This is a genomic window from Paenibacillus sp. OT2-17 (assembly GCF_009827695.1).
Classification (GTDB): Bacteria; Bacillota; Bacilli; order Paenibacillales; family Paenibacillaceae; genus Paenibacillus; species Paenibacillus polymyxa_B.
In genome coordinates this window covers 1-5,851 of sequence record NZ_WUDQ01000215.1, presented here as the reverse complement: position 1 = coordinate 5,851, position 5,851 = coordinate 1, and the positions used below count along the sequence as shown (strand labels likewise).

Below are 5,851 nucleotides of genomic sequence, written 5' to 3'. Positions count from 1 at the left end.
GCGGTTGGATCGCTCGTTCAGCTCGCGGTAGGTCAGCTGCCGCTCGTTCATGACGGCGGCCACGTTGTCCGGGTAAAGCTCCGCCTGCTCTTCGAACAATTGAACGAGCGTCTTCCCGCGCGGAAATTCCGTGGTGGTGTCGTTAAAACGTCCGAGAAGGTCGGCCTTTTCCGCCTCCGTCACTAGTTCCAGCTCGCCCACGGTAATTTCCGGGTTATCCGTCACTTGCTCCAGCAGATGGACGAGATGCCCCTTGAGCCGCTCGATGCTGTCTTTATCGAACACTTCGGCGTTAAAGTCGAACCGAATTTCGATCTCGGCTCCCGGCACCACGGTCACGTTGAAGTTATAGTTCGTCTGCTCCTCCATCTGAACGTCAGCGATCGTCAGGTCGCCGTGCTGCTGGTCGCCCGCCTGCTCCATCTGCTCGTCCACCGGATAGTTCTCGAAAGCGATGATATGGTTGATCAGGTTCTGCTTTTGCACGCTGCGGGCTTGAATTTCATACAGCGGATAGTAATCATATCGCCCGGACTCCAGCGCACGCTCTTGGAGATTCGCCATCATATCGGCGAACACGGTGTCGGCTTCGCTCGTGACGCGGACCGGCACCGTATTGATGAACAGCCCGATCATGGACTCGATGCCCGGGATTTCCACCGGTCTTCCGGCCACGACGCTGCCGAATACGGCATCGTTTGTTCCGTTATATTTTTGCAGCATCACGCCCCACGCGGCTTGCAGCAGCGTATTGACCGTAACCAGGCGCTGTTTCGCCACCCGGTCCATCCGCTCGCTCAAGTCCTTACCCAGCTCGGCGGTGACGTGATCTGCCGTAAATCTGCCGTTCGACGCCGCTTCCTTTTGTCCCGGGAGTACGGTTTGCCCTTCATAACCTGACAGGAATGCCGTCCAATAGCCGGATGCCGCCTGATCGTCCTGTTTCTCCAACCATTCGATATAGGCGCCATAATCCGATCCCTTATCTCCCGCTGGCTGCGTGCCGGAGGTCAAGGCCGAGTATATCTCAAACAGCTCCTGCGTCAGCTGCGCCAGGCACCAGCCGTCCATCAAAATATGCTGGAAACTCCACAGCACATGATAGCTTTGCTCTTCGGTGCGCAGGATCGTAACCCGAACGAGCGCGTCATATTCCATGTCGAAGCCGCGACGCTTGTCATCCTCAGCCTTTTTATCCAAATACGCTTGTTTCTCGTCCACCTGCAAATGAAGCAACTCTTCATATTCAAAGCCGACCGGCTTGTCGCGGTATATGATTTGCAGCGGCTCGCCCGCCGGTCCCTTCACAAAATTTGCCCGCAGCACCAGATGACGTTTCGCAAGTTCCATCCAGCTCCTCTCAAAAAGCTGAACGTCGAGCGCTCCACGCATCGTAAAGCGCGTCTGCTCGAAGTAAGCGGCCGTTTGCCGGTCAAGCGCGTTGTGGAACCACATGCCCTTCTGCATCGGCGTAAGCGAGTAAATATTTTCGATTTCCCCGACATGGCCCGAACGCTGGGCGATTTGCTCCAATTCCGCGATGGTCAAGCCTTTAAATTGCACGTCGCTCGGTGTCAATTCGGTATTTTCTTTGCCTGCACAGTGGGTAATGAGCTCTCGAAGACTTTTCTCAAACTGCTGAGCGAAGGCTTCCATCGTTTCCTTGCGATACTGCTTCCGGCTGTAGCTGAGATCGAGCGATAAAGCGCCGTCCAGCACCATGCCGTTGATATCCAGCACAAAGCTGCGGGCCTGCCGGTCGCTGGCCGGGCTGCCGCTGGAATAAGAAGATATGCCGATCTCGTCCTGATTGACATCATCGTCGAACTGGCCGAGGTAGTTAAAATTAATTTCCGGCTCTGCGCCCCAAACAAAGCCATCCTCCGATTTGGAGAGATAGCGGCATACGCCGTACCCAAGCCCCTTGTTCGGAATGCGGCGCAAGCTTTCCTTGACCTGTTTAATCTGATAGGCCAAATCCCGGTCGGTTTCCGGCTCCAGGACGACCGGAAACTTGGTCGTAAACCAGCCGACTGTGCGCGTGATGTCGATATCCGTTCCGATCGATTCGCGTCCGTGTCCTTCGAGATTGATCCGCACCCGTTCGTGTCCCGTCCACTTGCGAACGGCTATGCCGAGCGCCGTTACCAAAATATCGTTCATTTCGGTGTTGTAGGCCCGGTGAACCCGCTTCAGCAGCAGCTCCGTTTCTTCGGGAGTCAAACGGACGAACAGCGATTCGCTGTCCTGCTGCGTCGTAACGTCCGCCTCCAGATCCTTCGGCACAGCCGGAACCGCAATTTGTTCCACGGCCTGCCAATAGGCCCGTTCCTTCGCCATCTCCGGGCTTTGCGCGTAAGCGGCCAGCTGCTCGGACCAAGTGCGGTACGCATCCGTTTTCGCCGAGAAACGAATTTCCTCGCTTTTGCCGGCCTGCTCGTAACCCAGAGCGAAATCCTCCATCAAAATGCGCCAAGACACGCCGTCCACCACGGCATGATGAACCGCGAGCAGCAAATGATCGCCGTCCGCGCACCGGAACAGTCCCGCCTTCACGAGGGGCCCGTTCTCCAGATCGATGCCCGCTTGAATGTCCGTTGTCTTCGCTTCCACAGCCTGCGCGGTATTCTCCGCATCCTTGAAGTCGAACACGTCCAGCGTGAACAGCCCGCCGTCCTGAATCGCGCGGTTCCGCGCGCTAAACCCTTTTTCCGTCTTGCGGAACACCATCCGCAAGGCGTCATGATGCTCGGCCAGCTTTTGCAGCACCTGACGCACCGTCTCTTCGTCGAAGCGTTCCTTCCGGTACAGCATTACCGACTGGTTGAAATGATGCGGGTCCGCAAAGGAGCTCTCGAAAAACCAATGCTGAATCGGCGTCAGCGCCGTTTCACCCGTTATTTCGCCCTGATCAATGGTACGTCCGATCGGTTTCACATGCAGGCTGAGCTGTGAAATAGTCGGATATTTGAACAAATCCCGGATTTCCAGCTTGTAGCCGGCTTGATGAAGCCGCGAAGATACTTGAATGGACTTGATCGAGTCTCCGCCCAGCTCGAAGAAATGATCCGTTACCCCAACGCGATCGGCGTTCAATACCGCCTGCCACACATCGGCAAGCGTCCGCTCGGCTTCATTGCGGGGAGCTACGTACGCGCCGCCGGTCAGCGCGTTTCCTTCCGGAGCGGGCAAAGCCTTGCGGTCGATTTTGTCGTTCGGCGTGAGCGGCATCTGCGGAAGCTGAACAAAATGCGCCGGAATCATGTAATTCGGCAATTTTTGCGCCAGCGCGCTTCTTAGCTCGCCGAGCGTAAGCGGGCGCCCCGCGACCAGGTAAGCGCACAGTTCTTGCCCGCTTTTGCCTTCCCGCGCGATTACGATCGTCTCCTGCACGGAGTCGATCTTCAGAAGCTGCTCTTCAATCTCGCCGATCTCGATCCGGAATCCACGGATTTTCACCTGATGGTCGATCCGGCCCAAGTACTCAATATTTCCGTCCGGCAGCCAGCGGGCGAGATCTCCCGTCCGGTAAAGGCGTTCTCCCGGCGCAAACGGATGTTCCACGAACTTCTCTGCCGTCAGCTCCGGATGGTTCAGGTAACCTCTCGCAAGCCCCACGCCTGCCACGCACAGCTCGCCGTCCACTCCCGGAGGCACAAGCTGCAGGTGGGCATCCAAAATAAAAATCCGGTGATTGGCCAGCGGGCGCCCGATCGGAATGACTCTGCCCTCCGGCTGCTCCTCATCCGCATCCCAAAGCGTCGTAACAATCGAAGCTTCGGTAGGGCCGTAAGCATTGAAATAGTGGACCTTGCGTTTCCACTGCTGCACGAATTCGGCCGATACCGCCGAGCCTCCCGTTACGAGCTTCGTTAAGCTGGGAAGGCGGTCCGGGTTCAAATAAGCACTGTACGTCGGAGGCAAAATCGCCGCCGTAATCGCATGCTCGTTCATATAACTCTCGAACAGGCGGTTGTCGAGAATCGTCTCGGCCGTCGGGATGTACAAAGCCGCGCCAAAATAGAGCGCTTTGAACACTTCCCAGCAGGAAGCGTCGAACGACAGGCTGGCGAATTGAACGATCCGGTCATGCTCCGTGATGCCCAGCCTGTCCGCGAACATCAGCTTCAAGCTGACCAAACCGCGATGCTCCAGCATGACCCCTTTGGGATTGCCCGTCGTACCTGACGTATAGATGACATAAGCCAGATCGTTCGGACCGCTGGCCGGCTCCAGGTTCGAGCCATCGTCGCTGTAGGCCTGCTCGTCATCCAGCGCCACCACGGTCCCTTCGAACGGCACCTGCTGCAGCAGGTGCCGTTGAGTCAGCAGCAGCTGCGCATTCGAGTTCTCCAGAATGTAGCGGATGCGTTCTTCCGGGTATTCCGGGTCGATCGGCACGTAGGCACCGCCAGCTTTCAGAACCGCCAGAATGCCAACGACCGTCTCCAGCGATCTCCTGACCATCAAGCCTACCAGCTGATTGGGCAGCACGCCGACCGATCGCAACGTCCGCGCCAGCCGGTTCGCCCGTTCGTTCAGCTCCGCGTACGAAAGCCGCCGCCCCTCAAAGACAACCGCCGTCGCTTCGGGCACCCGCTTCGCCTGCTCCTCCACGAGCTGATGAATCGTCCGATCACGGGGATAGTCCTTCTCGGTATCGTTAAAGCTTTGCAGCAATTGAAATTTCTCGTCTTCCGACAGCATGTCCGCCCGCACGATGTCCAGCTCCAACTCGTGAAGCCCCACGGCCAGCAGGCGATTCAGATGGCCGACGACCCGAGTCATAAACTCGGAGTCATATAAGTGCTCGTTATATGACAGCGCTAGCTGTATCGTCCCGTCGGTTAAGCTGAATTCAAAGGAACAATCCGTGACCACATTTTGCCCGATTTCGTCCAGATGCAGCTCCTTAAGGGATACTAGCGTATGGATGACGGGTATACCGTCTGCATATTGCAGGTCCAGCTTCTCCGTCATTTTCAAGAACGGAATATGTTGATGCTGAATCGCTTCCGGCAAGGAAGTCCTCAGCTCGCTCAGAAGCGTTTTAAAAGTCGCACCCGCCGAAAGCGAGTTTTTCAAAATGACCGTATGATTAACGGATCGACGCGTCTCCGTCGGTTTCCGTACAACCGGCATGCCGACCAGAATGTCAGAAGCGCCTGTGTATTTATGCAAGAGTGACTGAACACCGGCGAGCAAAATCATAAAAGCGGCCAGCGGAGCGCCCTTGCTCATTTGAAGGACGCGCTGCGCCGCTTTTTCCGAAAGCGAACCGCCCACGGTTTTCATAATGGGCGCCAGGGAGCTTGGAGCTTTGCTGTAAGGCAGCGGCGTCAAGGTATAATCGTCGCTACCGAATTTTTCGTTCCAAAACAACGTTTCTTTTTCAAAAGCCATCTGGATCGTTCCCCTCTCTTCATCGGTAAAAGCAATCCGGCGGAGCATATGCCGCAGCAACGCTTCAGCCTCGCTCCCCGCCTTTTCAAACATGTGACAACAATGTCAATGGCTTTCGCCAGGTCACCGCTTCGCTTGCCCGTTTGATCGCATGCGGCAATCCTCTGCCTAGCAGCTGTCCCGCTCGGCTCCCATGCGTGAAAGACAACAAAGAGCATCGTTCTACGCAAGAGATGCAGCTGCTTCCGGCTCCTCTGCTTCAATATGCTTGCTGTGGAGGAGCCGCCCGAAGACGGGCTTTGGTTTAACATTGGGTTCGGAATTAGATTTGGGGGTGGACAAGGGATGTTCCACCCATCGATGTTAGGCTTGCTGTAGGGTTCCGGCCGGCCAGCAGGAAGTCGACCGTACCTCCGGATTCGGCACCGGAGCTGCCTTTGTCGAAGCC

The 5,851-nt window shown here is 56.6% G+C and carries 1 protein-coding gene; it reads right to left on the bottom strand.

The genetic code is table 11. The features are described from left to right. Positions 1-5,496 (bottom strand): non-ribosomal peptide synthetase (locus GRP75_RS17665; RefSeq protein ID WP_160789938.1); only part of this gene is annotated, 5,496 nt, incomplete at its 3' end. Positions 5,497-5,851: the final 355 nt, after the last annotated feature.